Raw genomic sequence first — 18,445 nt, forward strand, 5'->3', positions numbered from 1 at the left:
ATCAGTGGAAGAATAGTCGGTTTCTAGTGAAAATGAGAGAAAAATGAAAGTAATAGCAGGGAAAGTTTTTAGAACTTCAATTCGATCATTGGCAGTTTTAGGTCTTGTGACAGGAATATCCCCAAGCCTTGCGGAAACTTACCTCTCACCTGTGTCCGATTTTAATGCGGACTTGCTTCGGGAAGTCCCTGTTTTTGAGAGCAGCGTTATAAATGGTGAAATGCCGCCTGTTGCAAAACGCGTCCCTGAAAATCCCTATATTGTAAAACAAAGCCAGAATTGGAAAGCGGGCAAATACGGTGGATCAATCAGAAGCTTGATTGCAAAATCAAAGGACGTCCGGTTGTTTTCTGTTTATGGCTACGCGCGGCTTATCGGCTATACACCGGACTTGGGTTTTACCACAGATATTTTAGACAAGATCGATATTGAAGAAGGTCGGATTTTTACGATGACTCTTCGAAAAGGGCATAGATGGTCTGATGGTCACCCTTTTACCTCGGCTGATTTCAAGTATTTTTGGGAAGATGTCGCCAACGATAGTAATTTAAGACCTTTTGGCCCGCCTGCAGAACTACTCGTTGATGGTGAAATGCCAAAAGTAGAAATTATTGACGAAGTAACTGTTCGCTATAGCTGGTCTGTACCTAATCCTTTCTTTCTTCCGAGTTTGGCCGCGACACGACCTCTTTATCTTTTCCAGCCCGCACATTACATGAAGCAGTTTCACGCAAAATATGTGGATACTGATGTATTACAAGAACGGGTCACTAAAGCTGGCGCGCGTAATTGGGTGCAATTGCATAACCGTAAAGCAAGGCAATACAAGTTTACGAACCCCAAACTGCCGACATTGCAGCCTTGGGTTAATTCTGTAAAACCACCTTCGACGCGGTTTGTTGGAAAAAGAAACCCCTATTATCACAGGGTTGATGAACTGGGTCATCAACTCCCTTATGCGAACGAATTCATACTTTCTGTTGCCGGAGGTGGATTAATTCCGGCAAAGGTTGGTTCCGGAGATTCTGATCTCCAATCCAGAGGACTTAATTTTTCCGACTATACCTTCTTAAAGGGTAATGATGATCAAAATGGGTATTCAGTACGCCTTTGGAAGACGGTTCGTGGCTCACAATTTGCGCTTTATCCAAATTTGAATGCCCAAGATTCCGAGTGGCGCAAACTGAACCGCGACAAAAGATTTCGTCATGCCCTTTCTTTGGCAACAAACCGCTACGAACTAAATCAAGTACTTTATTACGGGCTTGGGCTTGAAGGTAACAACACAGTATTGCCAAGCAGCAGTCTTTATAAAGAAGAATACTTCAAAAAATGGGCTGAGTTTGACTTGAAAAAAGCAAATATGCTTTTGGATGAGATCGGCCTGACAGATAGAGATGAAGATGGTCTGCGTTTATTAAGCGATGGTCGTCCTATGAAGATCATTATTGAAACCGCCGGCGAAAGTAGTGAAGAAACTGATATTCTTGAATTAATCGCTGATTCCTGGTTGAAGGTCGGCGTTAAACTCTATCCTAAACCCTCTCAGAGGGAAGTTTTGCGGAACCGGATTTTTTCTGGTGAAACCAACATGTCTCTTTGGTACGGAAACCTCAATGGACTGTTGTCTCCTCACTCTTCGCCTGCAGAGCTAGTTCCGCGTCAACAGCAATCATTCCAGTGGCCTAAATGGGGGCAGTATGTAGAAACAAAAGGTAATGCCGGGGAAGAGGTTGATATTATTCAAGCTCAAGAACTGAACAATCTTTATGTGCTTTGGTTCAGGGCGCAAACAACAGCTGAAAAGAAAGATATATGGGAACGTATATTGGAAATAAATAGTGAGGAAACCTATACAATCGGGTTGGTTGCTGGAATTCCTCAGCCCGTAGCACTATCCAATAAGTTAATGAACGTTCCTGAAGATGGTTTTTATAACTGGGAACCCGGTGCTCTGCTGGGTGTGTACAAGCCTGACGGTTTTTGGTTTGAGGAGTAGTCATTAAATAAAAAAACAGGCGATGAATAATTTCATCACCTGTTTTTGAATGATGCCCCTACTTTATTTCTAAGGTTAGTCCATCATATCCAGGCTCAACACCTTCGGGGCATTTTGATTTGAGGTCATCATAGTCAACTTGCTGGTTCATATGAGTTAGGATTGTACGTTCCGGCTTTAATCGCTCTACCCAGCTAAGGGTTTTTTCAAAATGGGCATGTGATGGGTGTGGTTCGTAACGCAGACAGTCAACAATCCAATATTTTACACCCGCCAATATTTCAAAGGCGCGTCCATCAAGGTCGAAAACATCTGTTGAATAGGCAAAATCACCAAAACGGAACCCGAGAGAGTTTGTGTTACCATGATTTTGATAGAAAGGTGTAATTTCAATTGAGCCAATCTTGAAAGGACCATCGATGGTTTTGTCATCCATCATAGGCGTATAGGTACTTTCCGGATCACATGAAGATGTAAACGCATAGGCAAAGCGATTGGTGATTATTTCTCGATCTGATTCGTCCATAAAGGCTTCGATCGGGCCGCCTGCTTTATAGGCAAGATACCTCAGTTCATCTAATCCATGAACATGATCAGCGTGATCGTGGGTATAGAGGACTGCATCGATATATTCTACGCCGGCATCCAAGAGCTGAACTCTCAGATCTGGGCCTGTGTCGACCAAAATAGTTGTATCCTCATGCTCGACAAGGATGGAAACTCTGCGTCGTCTGTTTTTCGGGTTTTCCGGGTCGCAATTTCCCCAATTGCCGCCGGACGCACCCGAACAAATGGGAACGCCACCGGAACCACCGCATCCTAGCATTGTAATTTTCATGATTAAGTTGCCGTCGGTCTTTGCGCTTTTGTGAAGAGACGATAGAAATTATCAGTCGTTGCCGAATGAATTTCCGATACACTTACCTTTTTTACATTAGCCAAGGATTCTGCGGTATGACGAACAAAAGAAGGCTCATTCTTTTTGCCACGCATAGGGACTGGTGCCAAATAAGGGCTATCCGTTTCAATCAATAAACGGTCCAGTGGCGCCTCGGCAATTGTTGTCCGAATATCTTCGGCGGACTTATAAGTAATAATGCCGGACAGAGAAATATAAAAGCCCATTTCCAAGGATGCTTTTGCCAACTCAGGTCCTGCTGTAAAACAATGAATTAGCGCGGGATAAGCGCCTTTGTTGAATTCATCACGCATGATGGCAATGGTATCGTCATCTGCGTCACGGGTGTGAACAACAAGCGGAAGACCTGTTTCTCTGGCAGCTTCGATATGCGCCCTAAAACTTTCTTGCTGTCGATCTCTGGGGGCATGGTCATAATAATAATCAAGACCACTTTCACCCAAACCGATTACTTTTGGGTCTTTGGCTTTTTCAATCAGGATATCCGGGGATGATAGCCCTTCGGTTCCGGCTTCATGTGGATGGATGCCAACGGTACAATAAATATCATTATTTGCTTTTGCGATGCTCAAAACAGTATCGAAAGTGGATAGCTTGGTCCCAATGCTAACCATACAGCCAATCCCAACGTCTCGGGCCCGTGTTAAAGCACCTTCCAAATCACCATCTTTTAGGAAGTAATCAAGGTGACAATGAGAGTCGACAATCATTATGCCCCCTCTTCCTCTACATATCGCGGGAAAACGCCCTGAGGTTTATCAATCTCAACGCCAGTAGAAAGTGGTGTTGTCAGGTCAGTAAATTTTCGTACATCTACGGGCAAACTCAGCTGATTTAGCATCTTTTCCATTGATTCAGGCATAACAGGCTGAAGAAGGATTGCGATTTGGCGAATAGTCTCAACGAGAACATACAAAACAGTCCCCATACGAGCCAAATCCGTTTTTTTCAATCCCCAAGGCGCTTGTTCATCAACATATTTATTCGCTGCTGATATAACGTTCCAAACAGATTCCAAACCACGATGGAAGCTTTGTTTGTCAAAGTCATTTCTCAGTTTGTCATGTAACGCAGCAACGCTATTAAGGAGCTCCTTGTCGGCATCAGTAAAATCACCGTGCTCGGGAATTTTTCCTTCGCAGTTTTTGAAAACCATCGAAAGAACACGCTGGGCCAGATTACCTATGTCGTTTGCCAAGTCTCCGTTCATGCGGGAAATCATAGCTTGTTTAGAATAGTCACCATCTTTCCCAAAGGGAACTTCGCGCATCATGAAGTAACGAACCTGATCAAGGCCGTATTCTTCAATAAGGGCGTTAGGATCAATCACATTGCCAACTGACTTTGAAATTTTTTGACCTTCATTGGTCCACCATCCATGCGCGAAGATACGCTTTGGGAGTGGCAAATCCGCTGCCATAAGGAAGGCAGGCCAATAGATTGCGTGAAACCGTAGGATATCTTTTCCGACCATATGAAGATCTGCAGGCCAGAACTTTTGATATTCTACGGCCGTTTCATTCGGGTAGCCAACTGCCGTAAGATAGTTCGTTAAGGCATCGAGCCAGACATACATGATATGATCATTATTACCAGGAACCTGAACACCCCAGTTAAATGTTGTCCGACTGACAGAAAGGTCTCTTAGACCGCCTTTGACAAAGCTGATCACTTCGTTACGGCGACTGTCGGGGCCAACAAACGATGGATCATTTTCGTAAAGCGCCAACAGTTTATCTTCGAAAGCAGAGAGTTTGAAGAAATAAGATGGTTCTTCCACCCACTCAACTTCTGCGCCTGTTGGCGCAATACGTTTTCCGTCTGCGTTTTTCGTAAGTTCTGTCTCTGTATAGAAAGCTTCATCTCGAACGGCGTACCATCCAGCATAACTGCCTAAATAAATAAACCCTTTATCTTCAAGCACCTGCCACAATTTCTGACATGCGTTCTTGTGACGATCTTCAGTTGTTCTGATGAAGTCATCATTAGAAAAATTACAGGCTTTTGTCAGGTCTCTGAAATTTTGGGATACTTGATCCGTAAATGTTTGCGGATCAATCCCTGCTTTTTCAGCAGAAGTTTCGACTTTCTGACCATGTTCGTCGGTCCCAGTCAGAAACTTTACATCATAACCATCTAGCCTTTTAAAACGTGCAAGAACATCGCAGGCGAGTGTAGTGTAGGCATGCCCAATATGTGGTTTATCATTCACATAGTAGATGGGCGTTGTGATATAATAGGATCCGTTATCTGATCCAGTCATAGGAAACTCCTGATCAACAGCACTTGTCATGATACTCTGTGTCAATCAGGCAGTCAGGTTTTGGAGTTCCGTTAAGGTTGTCACAACGACCTGCTTTTTATCCAGATTAGCACGAGTAGCACGGACATAATTCTTCGAGCACTTCTCCCACAGGCCGAGCCATTGCGCAAGACCATGTCGTTCAATTAATGCAGAGATTAATGTTTGCTCTTCAGGAATAACCATATCAGGCATAGCGCCTTGCCCAACTGTCTTGGTCAAGCGAGCCAGCCACCAAAGGTACAACTCCATCCCAGTTTTAAAGGCAAGTGGATTAGCACTTGAAAGCTTATCTGCAAAGGCATAGAGCTTAACCATATCCAGATTTGGCAGGGTAGAAAGGAGAGATATCATCTCTCGATATAGGTCAAGGCCACCACTTTTCCAAAGATCCAGCGCTTTTCCGACTGACCCTTCGGATAATTTGGCTAACTGAACAGCATCGTCATCTGAAAGCTCTGGCGCCTTATTTTTAAGTAACGAAATAACGGTATCTTCTTGCAGTGGTGCGAGCGGAAGATGACAGCATCTGGAGTGGATTGTTTGTAGAATTTGCCCGGGAAGATGAGATATTAGTAGTAATACAGTTTTTTCCGGAGGCTCTTCCAGAACTTTGAGAAGCGCATTTGCTGCGTTGGCATTCATTTCTTCAACGGCATCAACTATGACAATGCGCCAGCCACCTTCAATAGATGTCTTGTGGGAAAAGTTAACAATTTTGCGAACTTCATCGACGGGAATTGTTGTTCGCATTTTACCCTTTTCATCTGGGCTTAATTCAAGGGTGACAAGATCGCCATGCGCGCTGGCTGCAATTCTTTTCGAGACAGGGTTATCAGCACCAATATCCAATGTTGTCGGCAGGGCACTATCACCAAATAGACTATTGCTTTCGTCTTCGTTTATTTGATTCATAAGAAAGCGAGAAAAGCGATACGCAAGCGTTGCTTTGCCAATGCCTTTGGGGCCAGTGAGCATCCATGCGTGCGGAAGTTTACCTGAATTAAACCCTCGAAGAAGGGTTTCTTCTGCCTGAGTGTGCCCGATAAGATCTTGTGTCGATCTGGGATGATCAATGAGATCAGGTTCTGGTTGTATTTTTTTTCGGGTTGCTTTAGCCATTGAAAGAAACCGTGAACTTATCGGTGACAGCTTTCCATATCGAATTTTCTACGTCATCGAGGGATTGTGTTGCATCAATGACGATGCAGCGACTTGGGGATTCTTTTGCGATTGATAAGAAGCCATCGCGCATACGCTCATGAAAGGATGTTTCCATGCCTTCGAAACGATTTTCACCAAGGTCATGTCCCCTTGTGCGTCCTAGTCCAACGGAAACGGGTAAATCTAGAATTAAGGTCAGATCAGGTTGAAAATCACCTAATACCCATTCGTGCAGATCGGTAATTTTTTTTGCGCCCAATCCATGTCCTATCCCCTGATAAGCGACAGAAGAGTCTGCAAAACGATCGCAAATGACCCACTCTCCTTTTTCAAGAGTGGGTTTTATGACCTTTTCAACGTGCTCTTGTCGGGCCGCAAACATCAAAAGGGCCTCTGTCTTGGGCGTCCAGCGTGATGCATCACCCCGAACTAACAGGTCTCGAATAAGTTCGGCACCAGGGGTGCCGCCAGGTTCTCTTGTGCAGATATTGTTGCAACCCGACTTCTTAAGACGTTGGGATAAGCGTTTGATTTGCGTGCTTTTTCCCGCCCCTTCTCCACCTTCTAGGGATATAAAAAAACCTTTGGACATCGGGGTTATGATTTTCCGAAAATCAAATAGTTTAGAGCAGAAACAATACGACTAAAGCCACCTTCTCTTTCTACTGAATTTGCAGCAACAAGCGGTATTTCTACTGTATCAATCTCTGGTGCTGCAATTGTTAACGTTCCAAGCCTTTCCCCTTTTTCAATGGGGGTCTGGATCGGCCCAACATAATTAACTGTTGCAGTCATTTTGTTTTTTGCGTTCCGAGGTAGTGTTAAGAGAAGGTCTTCTTCTGGCACTAGATCAATGGTTTTTTCTTTTCCAAGCCAGACATCGGCTGTATCAACTGTCTCCCCAGCTTTAAAGAGTTCAAAGTTGTCAAATTCTCTAAAGGCCCAAGAAACCAAACGTGCAGATTCTTCTGCCCGTTCTTTTATACTTCCCATGCCGTTTAAAACCATAATGATACGGCGGTCACCTTGCTTGGCTGAAGCTGTTAAGCCATAGCCTGCCTCTTCCGTATGGCCGGTTTTTAGGCCATCAGATCCTAGATTTTTATAGAGTAAAGGATTTCTGTTTCCTTGCGTAATGCCGGACCAGGTAAAGGATTTTTCTGAATAGACGTCATAAAATTCAGGGAAATCAGTAATGATACGATCGGCCAGAATAGCAAGATCTTTTGCTGTCATCCTTTGGCCTGGATCTGGCCACCCTGTTGCGTTGGCAAAGGTGCTATTTTCCATGCCAATTTCACGTGCCTTCGCTGTCATTTCCAGCGCAAAGTTTTCTTCCGACCCACCAAGGCCTTCAGCAACTACGATGCAGGCATCATTACCTGATTGAACAATAATACCGCGCAAGAGATCATGAATAGAAATTTCTTTCCCGACCTCGACGAACATCTTTGATCCGCCTTTTCGCCAAGCTTTTTCACTCACGGGCAGTTTATCATCTAGCGATAGTCGTCCATCTTTCAGGCGCTCAAACACCATATATGCGGTCATGATTTTACTCATAGAGGCCGGGGGCATAGAAACTTCTGCGTCTTTATTAATCAGAACCGTTTTGGTGGTGTAATCAATCAGGTAGGCTTCTCGCGCGGAGGTCTCAATAGCAAAGGCCGATTGAGTAAGCGCAACGAGGCATGCGCCACCGAATAATATAGATTTTATTGAAGATCTAAAATTTGAATTCATTTTGTTTTGCAATGATCTGACCTGAGTGTCTTGAGGGTTTCTATGGTAGTTAATCTGTTACGAAGCTTTTGTGGAGAAAATATGACTTCCAGCCAAAATTAATTGGCTGGAATATTAATCCTGAACTATTAATCAACGACTACACGGGCATCATTGTACCCGTTGTCGTGTAATATTTTCAATAAATCGTCAGCCTCTTGCACGTTCGTCAAAGGGCCAAGGCGAACACGATAAAAAGTTCGTTCCCCCACAGCTGCATTAGCTACCTGAGCAGTCCCGAGTGGAGATAAACGAGCGCGAAGGCGATCTGCATTGTGAACCTGCAGAAAAGATCCCGCCTGGACATAGATACTAGTTGGTGCAACAGGCGTCTGTGACACGACGCCATCAGTAAAATTTACGTTAGGCTCAATACTTGCTGTTTTAACCGGTGAAGATGTCTCACTTGTTACTGCGGGAGATGTCGCCGGAGCATCCAGAGGTTCGGCTGTTACCGTTTCAGTTGGTGCCGCTAGTGTTGTATTCTCATTTGACGCTACTTGAGGTGTGTAGTCTTTTCCCTGAGCTTGGGCGGCTAATTGACGGCTTTCTTCTTCCAGTATTTCAACTTTGACTTTAGCCGTACCTTGAAGCTCAAAGCCCAAAAGTTGTGCTGAACGGCGGGATACATCGATAATGCGATTATTCGAGAATGGTCCACGATCATTAATGCGCAACTTTATTGAACGTCCATTTCCAAGGTTTGTCACGCGTACAAGCGAAGGCATGGGTAAAGTTCTATGTGCTGCGGTAAGCGCATATTGATCATAGGTTTCACCATTGGCGGTTTTTTTACCATCAAACCCTGGGCCGTACCATGACGCTATACCAGTTTCGCTGTAATTATAGTCAACGGCAGGATAGTACCAGAGCTTTTTGACTTGATAGGGTGAACCGACTTTATAGCGCCCAATGGTTTTTGGGGTATCACTTCTTGTAATCGTTTTGGTGGCATGAGACGCAAGCTCAATTTCTGCACACCCGCCTAACCCTAAGCCTATAGCCGTCAGGCATGCTGCAATTTTTGGTAATTTATTTAAGCTCATTGAGACCCCCATACATACACTGGATAAGATTGTATGCTTCTATCGAAGTCTTATCAATCTTATCCAGTGTGATCCCTGTGATTAATTTATTCAATGCTTCTGTGCTCATTAAGTTTTAAGGTTTTCAGGAGTTTCTGAGTTTAAGTAAAAGAGCTTCGTCGGGGTATCCATCGCTGGGTAAACCAACTTTCTTTTGAAAATTACGAATACCTTCGCGTGTTTTCCTGCCAATGATACCATCGGCTTTGCCTACATCGTACCCAAGGTTGCCGAGAAGCGTTTGAATTTCTTCAATTTCTGTTCTGTGTAAGGGGCGCTCTTCGACAGGTCTCGGTGAAATAAGAGGTGGCTTGCCTGCAATCCGATCTGACAGATGGCCGACAGCAAGGGCATAAAGAATAGATCTATTCCAGTTCAGGATTTTGCGAAAATTGTTATATACAAGAAAGGCAGGGCCTTTATGACCGGATGGAAGGATGAGAGATGCCTCTAATTCAAGTGTAGGCAAATTATTACCTGTTATTTTTCTAACGCCGGCTTGTTGCCACTGCAAAAGGGTTTTCTTGGTATTAAGGCCAACTAAATCCCAGTTGAAATTGTTAGGGAGCTGAACCTCCCTGCCCCAAGTATATTCATCATCCCAACCAATTTGGCCAAGGTAATTAGCTGCGGATCCAAAAACATCTGGCAGGCTGTGCCAGATGTCCTTACGACCGTCGCCATTTTCGTCCACTGCATAGAGATTATAGGTAGAGGGAATAAATTGAAGGTGGCCCATGGCACCAGCCCATGATCCTTGCATTTTTTCTGGTGTAATATGGCCGTCTTCTATTATGCGTAAAGCTTCAAGTAGCTGGGTTCTGAAAAAATCACTGCGCCGTGTGTCGTACGCAAGTGTAGCATCGGCAGCGATGACAGAAAATCCGCCTGTATGTTGACCAAAGTTACTTTCCAGCCCCCAGAACGCGAGCAGGAAGCGGCTTTGTACCCCATATTTTTTGCTGATGTTATCCAGTAATTCTTTGTGAGTTTTTTGAAGCTGTTGCGCTTTATTGATACGTTGAGTGTTTACGGCCCGATCCAGATAGGTCCAGAAAGTACGCGTAAATTCTGGTTGCCTTCGATCGTATTCAATAATTTTAGGGATCGGCTCTATGCCAGTAAAACTTCTGGTAAGGGTTTGGTCAGAGATTCCCTTACTTTTTGCTTCTACTTTGAATTCGTTAAGCCATTGTTCAAATGATATTTCTGTTTCTATTTGTTCCGGTGTGCTTTCAGCTGTCTGAGCTTGTACCGTTGGAATTAGGAATGAAACAGAAATAACCGTCGAAAGAAGATACCCACAGAACGTAAGTTTTGAACTGTTTTTGCATGTTTTCTGTAATTTACAGGTTCTGCGTAATGAAAAAAACAAAGTAAGCTCCGAATCGCGAAAGATGATCTTAAAGGAAATTAAGAGAACTTTATCCGAATTCAGGCAGTAAAGGCCACCTTGTTTACAATTATATTTCTATTATACCCCTCTGGTATATTTTTCTTAAATTTCTCTGGGTTTTATATTGTTTTGTGAAACACGCGACAGTTCGACGTTCCTTGTCCTTTAAACAGGTAAATTCGATCCTTTTCGGCAAGCTTTTTGGGATCATGAAGCATATTTCTTTGATACAATGCCGCGCCGTATTTTCTGCCATCAACGACGGCAATGTATTGCATCGATTTTACTTGTTTAAAACGACCCCGTCGACAGGCTTTGCTTAATTCAGGGTCTTTTGTGAAAATTTCTGATAGAGGATCTTTTGTACTGTAAATTAACCTGCTTCCCAAATAGCGTTCTTTTTTTAACTGCTGGCTTGGTAAACCCGGTTTCAACAAGGGCTTACGCGTAATGTTATTAGGGCTTAAGTAACCGTTCTGCGCGACACTATTGTGTGCAGGCAGAGCGAAAGCGGTCGAGATAATTACCGTCGCTAATACTTTCTTTGCTTTTTCCTGCATAACACTACTTTTCTGGTGTTTTTAATTTATGAAAATAAATATAACTGCTAAAAGAAAACGTAGAGTTAATATCTTGTTTTCATTTTTATGAGATCTTACTGCTTATTATATTGTTGATTTATTTAAGGATCTCGCTTGGGCATGATCAAAAATTTGTTAGATAAGCTTTTTGGAAAGAAAGAAGTGCGCCGTGAAGGTCGCGAGTTTGGAGCTTCGGGCACTGTTACCATATTCGACATTGCCTATCCTTTGGATAATTGGAGCTCTAGCGGATTTGCCATAACTGGTTATGACGGACCACTATTGCGTGGGGATCATATTACGATCAACTTTTGTTTAAAGCTGGACGGCGGCACGCTAGAATTTGATTGTAAATCGATTATTGTTAGGATTGAACCAGACAAAGAAACACTCGCGGGGGTTTTTGTGGAGATGAATCCTGAAACCCGAATTCTTATTGCGAATTATTTTGATAGCTAAGATGCGCGAGCAAGCGTATTCTGATTACAGGTAAATTACTTAAAAAGGTCACTTCATGTCTGATGAAGAAGCTATGAATAACGATGACGTTGATGACATGTTCGATTCTCCACCAGAAGCAGCAGCTTCACCGGCGGCAGATTCCCCTGTAAATGATGAAAATATCCCTGCAGTTCATGGGGTCGGGCTGGAAGTATCCGCGATACTGGGGACTGCGCAAATGCCCGTAAGCCAATTATTGAAAATGGGACGTGGTGCGGTTGTCGAGTTGGATAAATATATTGGAGATACGATTGATATCTCGATAAATGACCAGATGATCGCACGTGGTGAGGTGATGATCAAAGAAGATCGGCTGTGTGTAGAGATTATCGAGATGATCAAAAGAACTGGTGATTGACCGTACTTGAATACACTTTTGTCCAATGAGAGATTAAGGAGCTAGGCAGCTCCTTTTTTATTTTTGGGAAGAAAAAACAAAAAATGTCATTTTTTCTTATCTAAGCATTTGACACTACGTTCAAATGGAGATATTTCAAAGCCCGTCCGAGAGATGATAGTAAAATATAACTCTCAGGGCGATATATGGAAGGATGGCAGAGCGGTTGAATGCACTGGTCTTGAAAACCAGCAAGGGTGCAAGCCCTTCCAGGGTTCGAATCCCTGTCCTTCCGCCATTATTTAAATAGTGAGCCGTCGATGTAAATCCGGCTCACTATTTTTTTTGACTATCTTTTCTGACGAGTATTCGATCCGTTCGCTTTTATCTATATGAACAAACGTATACTCAGCAGCCTGTGGCTCTTTCTTTGCCCGTTTTCTAACGAGTAAGGCGTCAAAAAGCTTTGGGTTTTCATTTTTAGTTAGATGTAGAGCTTACCAAGCGCATCCAGTAATCCCTGTTTTAAAGAGACATTAGTAAGGTCTTTTCTTTTTTGATCAAAGTTATCTTGAAAGCTTGGAATTGAAAGAACAGCTTTCAAATCGGCACCAAAGAAGGGCGCTGAGTTTTCAGCTGCTTTGAGAACACTGTCTGCGCCACCCTGCCCGGTCGAGGTTGATAAGAACAATGACGGTTTGTTTTGAAAAACTTTAACGTCTATACGTGAAGCCCAGTCAAATAGGTTTTTGTATGCGGCTGTGTAAGAGCCATTATGCTCTGCAAAAGAGATGATCAACCCATCCGAATCTTTGATCTTTTTGATAAAGTCATAAGCCTGTTTGGGGTGACCAAGTTCTTCTTCTTTATCTGTACTGAACAGAGGCATCTCATAATCATTAATATCAATAACCTCTACCTCTACGTTTTTATACTGTTTCCCGAATAGCTGCCCTGCATAGATAATGAGTGCTTTGTTGATAGATTTGGTACTGCTACTGGCTGCAAAAGCAAGAATCTTCATTGTATTGTCCTTCGACATTATTCGGATTTTTTTTTAGGTGATCGCTAACTAAAACATAAGTTGTTGTGTCTTTGATCAACAACTCATGTTTTAAATAATTGTTCTGAATTTTTCTTGTAGGTCTAAAAATAAGATATACTGTTCTGTAATTGGAACGATGGGTGGCGAAGCTACAAAGGATCTTTTGTGATAAATCTGAATGATATGGTGTTATTTGCCAAAGTGGCAGAGCTTGAAGGTATTTCAGCAGCTGCAAGGGTTTTGAATATTCCAAAATCACGGGTAAGCCGACGTATCGCAGCCTTGGAAAGCGATTTGGGCGTCCGCCTTATAGAACGAACAACCCGTGCGGTTCAATTAACTGAAATGGGAACAATTTTCTTTCATCACTGTCGGCGCGTTGTAGAGGAATCTGAGAGTGCCATAGAGAGTATGAATAATATGAGAGAAGCGCCCCGCGGCAATCTGAGGGTAAGTGTTTCTTTTGCAATTGGACAGTACCTGGTTGCGCCATACCTTGGAGAATTTGCAAAGCTATACCCTGATATTAAAATTAGCTTGGATCTAAGTAACCGTCATGTTGATTTGATTACAGAGGGCTATGATCTGGTGATCCGAGTAGGTGAACAAAAGGATTCGAGCTTGATGACAAAGCGCATAGGTCAAGCGAGAGCAAAACTATGTGCTTCACCTGATTATATAAAAAATTACGGCTCTCCAACTTCATTAAATCAGTTGCCTGATCACAAGCTGTTAATGATGAGCGATAGCTATGATTTAAAGCAATTTATCTTTGAAAATAAAATCGGTGAATTGCGTTCGTTGGATGTGATGCCAAACAATACGATCAATGATTTCACTGCATTACGTTCTATGGTCGAGGATGGTTGCGGGATTTCGCTTATGCCAGAATACATTATTCAGGACGCAATTGATAAGGGCAAGCTTGTGCAGATTTTACCAGATTGGCAGAGTAAAATTATAAGTTATTACGTGCTGTATCCAAGCCGAAAAGGCCTAACAAAAAAAGCCAGAGCCTGGATCGATTTTTTTGAAAAGAAATTTAAAATGAATACGCGTGTTTAAGTTTTCACGAGAAGGCTTTGTTTTCGATTGATAGGCCAGTCAGAGATATATAGGCTAGCCCAGTACAACCACTTTTCATAACAGCAGTTCCTGTGGACCTATATTCATGAGAGGCTAGTCTTGTGAAAAACTTTTAACTCTTCTTACAAACTTGATTATCGATCTGAACCTACGCCTATGAAACGCATCTTTACTTTGAAAAAAGCGCCGATATCAAGAAAAGGCCGGGGCGGGATCCATGTAGCTGGTACTGAAGCTAAGCAATCATCAACTAGGTCGGATGAAATATTACAGGCGTAGTCAGCCAAGGCGGCACCAAAAGCCGTTCCTCTGCTAACACCAGAACCATTATATCCACCTGCTAGATAAATATTGGGTGCTTGTCTGCCAAAGAAATTTGTAAAGTTTTGGCTTATACCCTCAACGCCTGACCATGAAAATTCGAAAGGAACGTGCGAGAGTTGTGGAAAACGTTTCTCGAAAGCAGCACGGTGAATATCCCGTCGCTTGGACAAGAAGGTATCTGACATTAGGACAGCACCATGATATTCGGCCGTATTTCGAAGGGAAATACGGTTGTCACGGGTTAGCCGAACAGTTGCCCCGCCGCTATGAAGCGAGAGAACACCCCATTCTTTAAGGGAGCCCAGATCAGAAAGTTCATCATTTGTTAGTTGGCGGGTGAAGCTGCCGGATAGTGTGCTCCCCATGATATAGCGATTTAAAAAGCCAAGTTTTGGGGCCTCGTAATTGGTTGCGACTATGACTTTATCTGCCGTGATTTGCCCGTTTTCTAATTCTAAATGGCAAGGTTCTCCCCTGTTAATTTTTAATACCGGGCTATTTTCATAGAGCGTAACGTTTGCGGGCAAGTTATCACCAAGGCCCTGAACAAGAGCAGCAGGTTGTAATAATACACCTTTGGGAACATGAATACCTGCTTGGTAGAGAGATGTCCCTAATCGTTCCGTCAAGTCGTCTTTATTTAAAAGGGTGTGTTCGTAACCCAGTCTGTTTAAGTGATCTTTGAAATGATCGTACTCTTTTAAAGATGCTGCATCAGCTGCCGTGTGATAGTAACCATCTTCCTGCCATTGACAATTGATCCCAAGATCACCTACCTGTTGTCGTAATAGATCAAGTCCTTGGGTATTAATTCTCGCTATCCGACGATAGTTTCTTTCTTGCTCTTTGTCGAAGGCCCCTGAAAATTGACTTATGGCCACAGCATATCCAGAATTTCGGCCAGAAGCACCCTGCCCCAACTGTCTTGCATCAAGCAGAAGAACCTGATCATTAGGGTTGTTTTCAGCTAACCTTCTCGCTGCGGATAAACCGGTAACTCCAGCGCCGATTACAACCCAGGGCACGCGATGAGTACCTGTTAATGTTTTAGTTGGTTGTCTGTGGGGAAGAAGTTCTGCCCAACCGTGATTATCTGTTGAAAAGGTAAGTGGTGCCAAGGCCATGGAATATATCCGAAAATACTTTTTATCCTAGTTAAAGGCTGTCGCATAACAAGAGCTGATGGTCAATAAGCCAATATAAATTTTCTCGGATATAATTTGATTGAATTCCACGGTTTAATACCACGATCCAGGATAAAACCTTAGTCGTTCAGTAACGTATTTATCGAGTTTTTGCTCATAAGAGGCCGGTAACTGATCTTCACTCAAACCAATGTCTTTTAAGATGTTGTTATTCGAAATAGGCAATGTGTTGGTTGTTGAGTTTACCGGTGCAGCATTGATCTTGAGGACAAGTGTTTTATGCCAGAGGCCATACCAGCCTTGTCCGTGTATCAGAGGAAATCACAAGCCAACAACGTGATTACTGGCTTGTGGCCCATAGTGAAGTACTGGAAAACCCCAGAGTTCGTGTCATCTGGGATTGGCTTAATACTTTTTTTGAAAATGAGCGGGGTAAGTTTATTCTCTAAGGAAGTTTCCCTTTTTCATGCTGATCAACAAGGTATCCAGCTCCTGCTCCTACGGCACCGCCAATAACCGCGCCACAAGTCACGCAACCACCTGTGACGGCGGTTCCAACCACCCCAACACCAGTACCAATAGCACCACCACTCAAAACGCGTTGCTGTGTGTTGGATAGGCCACTACAGGCGCCTAGAAAAAGCGTTGCTGTTAAGATGATTGCAAGATGTTTGATCGTTTTTGTCATAACCAGCCCATGAAAGTTGTTTAATGTAAATGGTTATAAAGTTACGACGGATAGTCGTCGTGTATCTATTTTGGTAAATTCATGTGTTATTAATGTGTCCCAGTGGGGTTAATGAATTCGGGTTTTAATGGATTAATAGACAAATTATTAATTAGTGGCCGGTTGTTAAACTTCCAATGTCAAAACGTATAAGCTTTTAATTTACTGAATATAGCAAGTAAGATAGCTCTATGAATGGCTAAGCAGAGCTTTCCTCACTTCACTGTATAGTGACAAATTTTCCATAGGTCTGATGTAATACATGTTTTCGTTTGCTTATAAGTTTTCTCGGCAAGTTATATGGGGATGGATCTTTGTGTTTTCCAGCAGTGGATTAGCGGTTGGATTAGCAAGCTATTGGCTAGGCGCTTCTACAGCATTGGAGCTAAGAGAAACGTCCATAGAGCGTTTAAGCCTCTACCAATCTAACCTGCTTGGTGAGTTGGACAAGTATCGATATCTTCCCTTTGTGTTATCAGGAAATGAAGATGTAAAAGATCTTCTTACAACCTTTTCAAATGATACGTTCTTTGCCAATAAGGTTAGCAGATACCTTGCAGAAACAAATAATAAGGCCGAAGCCAATGTCCTTTACATCATGGACAAGCAAGGAAATACACTGGCGTCATCAAATTGGCAGGAGGATACAAGTTTTGTCGGATACAACTATTCTTTTCGCCCCTATTTTCAGGATGCGATAGAAGGCCGCGAAGGTCGTTTTTTTGCAATCGGCACGATATCCGACATCCCTGGGTTTTTTATGTCTCATCCTGTTTATGAAAATAACAGTATTATTGGTGCGACGGTTGTTAAAGTAAATCTGACACCCTTACAGCAACAGTGGAATGATGGCGGTGAGAATGTTTTGATTACGGACGACAACGGAATTATTTTTTTAGCAAGTAAAAAAGAATGGCTTTACAAGAGCTTACGGGAAATTTCTGATGTGCAATTACAAAAGTTGAAACGTATTAAACAGTACGGAGATTCCACATTCGAAATACTTAGTACGGATAAAACGGGTATCGCTGGTGACATTGCCACGGAAGTTGATGGTAAAAAATATCTGGAAACTATTCAAAGCATAGAAAATACAAATTGGAAAATCCATTATCTTGTTTCTATCGGCTCTATTACCGAAAACCAACGGAAAATTGTTGCGATAGGTATTGGGGTTATGATCACGTTACTCGTGCTTGCCTTGTTTATACGAGAGCGACGTCAAAAAGTTATTTCAACCCGGCGGGCTTTAGAGGCCGAAAAGATGGAAGATATAAACCAGCAGCTTGAAATAGAAATTGAAGAGAGAAGAAGAACCGAAAAAGAGCTTAGAGCGGCACAAGACGGATTGGTACAAGCAGGTAAGTTAGCAGCATTGGGTCAAATGTCAGCCGCGATTGCTTATGAAATAAATCAACCGATTGCTGCTATACAGAATAATGTTTTAAATTGTGGATCTTTCCTTAAAGAGGATAAAGACTGCGACCTTGATCAATCTTTGACTGAAATATCGTCTTTAACTGAAAAAATGGGGGTGATTACAGGGCAGTTGAAAAATTTTGCTCGTAAGTCATCATTAAAAATAAAGCCTACTGATATTGGAAAGGCGATAAATAAAGCCTCTCATTTGGTGCAGCCTGTTTTTAAAACACAGGGCATCAATGTATTGATAAATGTGGCAGCAGAAAAAATGTTGATTGCAGGTGACGAGACAAGATTAGAACAAGTCTTTGTTAATCTGTATAGAAACGCCATTGATGCAATGCAGGGAATGAACGGTGTGAAGGTTGTGCATGTCGAAGCCTCTATTATTGGTGATCGTGTTAATGTGATTGTCTCTGATACGGGAACTGGTTTCGAAGATCATGTCCTTAGCAAACTTTACGATCCTTTTTTTACGACAAAATCGAATAATGAAAGTCTGGGACTTGGCCTGTCGATTACCTATGGCATTATAAAAGATTTAAAAGGTGAGATACATGCGTCTAATAATTCAGATGGCGGAGCGAGTTTTGTTCTGTCTTTTCCCCGTTATATAGAAAAGTAGATTTT

18 protein-coding genes and 1 tRNA gene are annotated in these 18,445 nt (G+C 42.7%); 7 read left to right on the plus strand and 12 right to left on the minus strand.

Features of this window, described 5'->3' with window-relative positions:
- Positions 1-43 precede the first annotated feature (43 nt).
- Positions 44-1,999 carry an ABC transporter substrate-binding protein gene (locus tag ACN0QW_RS05485; RefSeq protein ID WP_417429469.1) on the plus strand — a complete coding sequence of 652 codons (1,956 nt, stop codon included), beginning with the start codon at positions 44-46 and terminating at the stop codon, positions 1,997-1,999.
- A 58-nt stretch (positions 2,000-2,057) separates the two neighbouring features.
- Here the strand turns inward: ACN0QW_RS05485 and ACN0QW_RS05490 are convergent, their stop codons facing one another.
- The 9 genes from ACN0QW_RS05490 to ACN0QW_RS05530 form a co-directional block, all read right to left on the minus strand.
- Positions 2,058-2,837 carry an MBL fold metallo-hydrolase gene (locus tag ACN0QW_RS05490; protein WP_417429471.1) on the minus strand — a complete coding sequence of 260 codons (780 nt, stop codon included), beginning with the start codon at positions 2,835-2,837 and terminating at the stop codon, positions 2,058-2,060.
- Positions 2,838-2,839: 2 nt separating this feature from the next.
- Positions 2,840-3,628, minus strand: a complete 789-nt coding sequence (locus ACN0QW_RS05495; protein WP_417429473.1) for a TatD family hydrolase — start codon at positions 3,626-3,628, stop codon at positions 2,840-2,842.
- The gene (gene metG, locus ACN0QW_RS05500; protein WP_417429475.1) at positions 3,628-5,181 is read right to left on the minus strand and encodes a methionine--tRNA ligase; all 1,554 of its coding nucleotides are present in this window, start codon (positions 5,179-5,181) and stop codon (positions 3,628-3,630) included. Before metG ends, ACN0QW_RS05495 begins: the two co-directional genes overlap by 1 nt.
- A 45-nt stretch (positions 5,182-5,226) precedes the next feature.
- Entirely contained in the window at positions 5,227-6,342 is a 1,116-nt protein-coding gene (locus ACN0QW_RS05505) for a DNA polymerase III subunit delta' (RefSeq protein ID WP_417429477.1), read from the minus strand.
- Positions 6,335-6,976, minus strand: coding sequence for a dTMP kinase (gene tmk, locus ACN0QW_RS05510; protein ID WP_417429479.1), 642 nt, complete (start codon positions 6,974-6,976; stop codon positions 6,335-6,337). The genes ACN0QW_RS05505 and tmk overlap by 8 nt, the downstream gene beginning before the upstream one ends.
- Before the next feature lie 5 nt (positions 6,977-6,981).
- Entirely contained in the window at positions 6,982-8,127 is a 1,146-nt protein-coding gene (locus ACN0QW_RS05515; protein ID WP_299380966.1) for a D-alanyl-D-alanine carboxypeptidase family protein, read from the minus strand.
- Positions 8,128-8,255: 128 nt separating this feature from the next.
- Positions 8,256-9,212 (minus strand): septal ring lytic transglycosylase RlpA family protein, encoded by a 957-nt coding sequence (locus ACN0QW_RS05520; RefSeq protein WP_417429481.1) that lies wholly within the window; start codon positions 9,210-9,212, stop codon positions 8,256-8,258.
- A gap of 124 nt (positions 9,213-9,336) precedes the next feature.
- Positions 9,337-10,626, minus strand: coding sequence for a lytic murein transglycosylase (locus tag ACN0QW_RS05525; protein ID WP_417429483.1), 1,290 nt, complete (start codon positions 10,624-10,626; stop codon positions 9,337-9,339).
- A 140-nt stretch (positions 10,627-10,766) separates the two neighbouring features.
- A complete protein-coding gene (locus ACN0QW_RS05530; RefSeq protein WP_299380969.1) occupies positions 10,767-11,207 on the minus strand; it encodes a hypothetical protein in 441 nt (146 codons plus the stop codon).
- Between the two features lie 141 nt (positions 11,208-11,348).
- Between ACN0QW_RS05530 and ACN0QW_RS05535 the strand changes: the two genes are divergently transcribed.
- The 3 genes from ACN0QW_RS05535 (at position 11,349) to ACN0QW_RS05545 (ending at position 12,364) form a co-directional block, all read left to right on the plus strand.
- Positions 11,349-11,687: a hypothetical protein gene (locus ACN0QW_RS05535; RefSeq protein WP_299380970.1), complete on the plus strand. Its 339-nt coding sequence runs from the start codon at positions 11,349-11,351 to the stop codon at positions 11,685-11,687.
- A gap of 55 nt (positions 11,688-11,742) precedes the next feature.
- The gene (locus tag ACN0QW_RS05540; RefSeq protein ID WP_417429486.1) at positions 11,743-12,087 is read left to right on the plus strand and encodes a FliM/FliN family flagellar motor switch protein; all 345 of its coding nucleotides are present in this window, start codon (positions 11,743-11,745) and stop codon (positions 12,085-12,087) included.
- 187 nt (positions 12,088-12,274) lie between these two features.
- Positions 12,275-12,364 (plus strand) — tRNA-Ser (locus ACN0QW_RS05545).
- A gap of 186 nt (positions 12,365-12,550) precedes the next feature.
- Here the strand turns inward: ACN0QW_RS05545 and ACN0QW_RS05550 are convergent.
- A complete protein-coding gene (locus tag ACN0QW_RS05550) occupies positions 12,551-13,090 on the minus strand; it encodes an NADPH-dependent FMN reductase (protein ID WP_417429488.1) in 540 nt (179 codons plus the stop codon).
- A 186-nt stretch (positions 13,091-13,276) separates the two neighbouring features.
- On the opposite strand from ACN0QW_RS05550, the gene ACN0QW_RS05555 reads away from it, so the two are divergent.
- Positions 13,277-14,176, plus strand: a complete 900-nt coding sequence (locus tag ACN0QW_RS05555) for a LysR family transcriptional regulator (protein WP_417429490.1) — start codon at positions 13,277-13,279, stop codon at positions 14,174-14,176.
- 155 nt (positions 14,177-14,331) lie between these two features.
- Here the strand turns inward: ACN0QW_RS05555 and ACN0QW_RS05560 are convergent, their stop codons facing one another.
- Positions 14,332-15,645 (minus strand): NAD(P)/FAD-dependent oxidoreductase, encoded by a 1,314-nt coding sequence (locus tag ACN0QW_RS05560; protein ID WP_417429492.1) that lies wholly within the window; start codon positions 15,643-15,645, stop codon positions 14,332-14,334.
- Between the two features lie 293 nt (positions 15,646-15,938).
- Between ACN0QW_RS05560 and ACN0QW_RS05565 the strand changes: the two genes are divergently transcribed.
- Positions 15,939-16,115 carry a hypothetical protein gene (locus ACN0QW_RS05565; protein ID WP_417429494.1) on the plus strand — a complete coding sequence of 59 codons (177 nt, stop codon included), beginning with the start codon at positions 15,939-15,941 and terminating at the stop codon, positions 16,113-16,115.
- Here the strand turns inward: ACN0QW_RS05565 and ACN0QW_RS05570 are convergent.
- Positions 16,112-16,354: a hypothetical protein gene (locus ACN0QW_RS05570; RefSeq protein WP_299379861.1), complete on the minus strand. Its 243-nt coding sequence runs from the start codon at positions 16,352-16,354 to the stop codon at positions 16,112-16,114. The genes ACN0QW_RS05565 and ACN0QW_RS05570 overlap by 4 nt on opposite strands.
- Before the next feature lie 355 nt (positions 16,355-16,709).
- On the opposite strand from ACN0QW_RS05570, the gene ACN0QW_RS05575 reads away from it, so the two are divergent.
- Entirely contained in the window at positions 16,710-18,440 is a 1,731-nt protein-coding gene (locus ACN0QW_RS05575; protein ID WP_417429496.1) for a sensor histidine kinase, read from the plus strand.
- Positions 18,441-18,445: the final 5 nt, after the last annotated feature.

The organism is Kiloniella sp. (assembly GCF_048259265.1).
Lineage (GTDB): Bacteria > Pseudomonadota > Alphaproteobacteria > Kiloniellales > Kiloniellaceae > Kiloniella.

Bases quoted from the DNA above. Each gene is read 5' to 3' on its own strand.
- ACN0QW_RS05530 (WP_299380969.1), bottom strand. From the start codon at position 11,207: ATGCAGGAAAAAGCAAAGAAAGTATTAGCGACGGTAATTATCTCGACC.
- ACN0QW_RS05550 (WP_417429488.1), bottom strand. From the start codon at position 13,090: ATGAAGATTCTTGCTTTTGCAGCCAGTAGCAGTACCAAATCTATCAAC.
- ACN0QW_RS05490 (WP_417429471.1), bottom strand. From the start codon at position 2,837: ATGAAAATTACAATGCTAGGATGCGGTGGTTCCGGTGGCGTTCCCATT.
- ACN0QW_RS05515 (WP_299380966.1), bottom strand. From the start codon at position 8,127: ATGAATTCAAATTTTAGATCTTCAATAAAATCTATATTATTCGGTGGC.
- metG (WP_417429475.1), bottom strand. From the start codon at position 5,181: ATGACTGGATCAGATAACGGATCCTATTATATCACAACGCCCATCTAC.
- ACN0QW_RS05560 (WP_417429492.1), bottom strand. From the start codon at position 15,645: ATGGCCTTGGCACCACTTACCTTTTCAACAGATAATCACGGTTGGGCA.
- ACN0QW_RS05535 (WP_299380970.1), top strand. From the start codon at position 11,349: ATGATCAAAAATTTGTTAGATAAGCTTTTTGGAAAGAAAGAAGTGCGC.
- ACN0QW_RS05540 (WP_417429486.1), top strand. From the start codon at position 11,743: ATGTCTGATGAAGAAGCTATGAATAACGATGACGTTGATGACATGTTC.
- ACN0QW_RS05485 (WP_417429469.1), top strand. From the start codon at position 44: ATGAAAGTAATAGCAGGGAAAGTTTTTAGAACTTCAATTCGATCATTG.
- ACN0QW_RS05570 (WP_299379861.1), bottom strand. From the start codon at position 16,354: ATGACAAAAACGATCAAACATCTTGCAATCATCTTAACAGCAACGCTT.
- tmk (WP_417429479.1), bottom strand. From the start codon at position 6,976: ATGTCCAAAGGTTTTTTTATATCCCTAGAAGGTGGAGAAGGGGCGGGA.
- ACN0QW_RS05505 (WP_417429477.1), bottom strand. From the start codon at position 6,342: ATGGCTAAAGCAACCCGAAAAAAAATACAACCAGAACCTGATCTCATT.
- ACN0QW_RS05495 (WP_417429473.1), bottom strand. From the start codon at position 3,628: ATGATTGTCGACTCTCATTGTCACCTTGATTACTTCCTAAAAGATGGT.
- ACN0QW_RS05520 (WP_417429481.1), bottom strand. From the start codon at position 9,212: ATGAGCTTAAATAAATTACCAAAAATTGCAGCATGCCTGACGGCTATA.